Below are 1,819 nucleotides of genomic sequence, written 5' to 3' on the forward strand. Positions count from 1 at the left end.
CCAAAATATTTTCACTTTCCATATTTACCTCAATGAAATCTTTCTAAATAGACTTAATAAAAGTATACTGCTTTTTCTGTATATTTGCAAAAAATTATCATTTTGGATATCTTCATGAATTTTCTGAACATTACGGGAAATGAAGGTAAAACAACAGTTTTGGAGGAAATAATAAAAGCAGTAATCATACTAAAAACTGCTTTTATTATTGTTTTATTTTTCATGTTGCTCTGTTTTGGACTTTTTATTCTTTAGTTTTTTATATTCTTTATTGATGACGTTAAGTCAAGTTTTTAGAGTAACAAACGTAGAATTTTAATCTATTTATTTTAAGCACTTACCTTTTCAAATTGATTAGGTGTAAGATACCCTAAACTTTGATGGATTCGTTTTGAATTATAAAAGGCTTCGATGTACCAGAAAATACTCTGATAGGCTTCTTCAAAGTTCTTATATTTAAATTGATACACCCACTCTCTTTTTAAATGTCCATGCCAAGATTCAAGACTGGCATTATGATAAGGGTATCCCCTTCGACTGAAAGAGTGAGTCATCCCATAATACTTAAGCAACTCTTCATACTCTAGACTCGTATACTGGCTTCCTTGGTCAGAATGAAGAATAACAGCTTCTGGATAGTCTTGTGATTTAATGGCCTTATTTAAAGTTCTTTGCACTAATTCTACAGTCATTCGCTTGCCCAAATCCCAAGCAATGACTTTTTTAGTATAACGATCCATAATGGTTGAGAGATAAGCCCATCCTTGTTGAGTAGGAATATAAGTAATGTCGGTTGACCAAACCTTATTTTTCTTTGTAGGTTCAGTCTGTATGAGATTTTTTCGATTGATGTGATCACTTAGTGAGTATCCAGGCTTAAATTTCTTAATGACTACAGACTTGAGTTGAAGTTGCTTCATTAGCTTCTGTACCAGTTTTAACCCGACTTTTTCCCCTTGTTTAAGTAGAAGATGATGAATTTTAGTAGCACCATAGATTCCTCGGTTAGCATTGAAGAGTTGAGAAATTTTGAGTGACAGGTATTGTCTCCTTAATTGAGTTTTAGATGGATGTCGGTTAATCCGTTCATAATAACTTGATTCAGGAACATCAAGGAGTTGACAGCTTAGTCTGACATTGAGTGCTAAAGTTTGTATGGTTTGAGCCATATCCGCAGCACTCACTTCTTTTTCTCGGCGAATATGGTCAATACTTTTTTTAAGATGTCTCGTTCTTCCTTAACTTTAGCCAGTTGTCTTTTTAATTCTAGAAAATCAGCTTTAGAGACGGAGCTTTCATTAGATTTAGAGTAGAGGTCTATCCATTTATAAATTGTTGCAGGGGCCACGTCGTATTCTTTAGACAGCTGGGTGACGGATTGACCAGAATGATAGAAGGCGATAAGGGTTTCTTTAAATTCTTTTGAGTAGCGTTTTTTCATGTTTTTGTCCTTTGTCTAAATTATACAATAGTGACTCTAAGATTTAAGGATAACATCATTAAATATGGTATAATTTAAGGTATATAATATGTATGTGGAGATACCATGAATCAAAAAAAGAGGCGTCATTATCGTAAGAAAAAACACACAGTACTAAAAGTTATTTCAATTATTTTTGTATTAGTAATTATCGCTGTTGCTTCTATAGCCTACGTAGCTTATAGAAATGTTGAATCAACCTTTTCAACATCATATGAAAATTTCCCTAAAACAACAAGTATCGACTTAAAAAAGTCTAAAACATTCACCACACTTATCATTGTAATTGGTAAAAATAATTCTAAAAATACAGCTTATGCTACTGTTTTAGCTTCAACG

At 32.5% G+C, this 1,819-nt stretch carries 2 protein-coding genes; one reads left to right on the forward strand and one right to left on the reverse strand.

Going from position 1 to position 1,819, the window contains the following annotated elements; translation table 11 throughout:
• Positions 1–329 precede the first annotated feature (329 nt).
• Positions 330–1,441 (reverse strand): IS3-like element IS981 family transposase gene (locus ACWD3C_RS48475; protein ID WP_451155213.1). Its coding sequence is split into 2 segments (ribosomal slippage): positions 330–1,225 and positions 1,225–1,441, totalling 1,113 coding nucleotides; the frame shifts between segments, so codons are not numbered across the junction.
• Between the two features lie 105 nt (positions 1,442–1,546).
• Between ACWD3C_RS48475 and ACWD3C_RS48480 the strand changes: the two genes are divergently transcribed.
• Positions 1,547–1,819: hypothetical protein (locus tag ACWD3C_RS48480; RefSeq protein WP_451155215.1), on the forward strand; the 273-nt coding region annotated here is incomplete at its 3' end.

The organism is Streptomyces sp. NPDC002845, assembly GCF_053591955.1.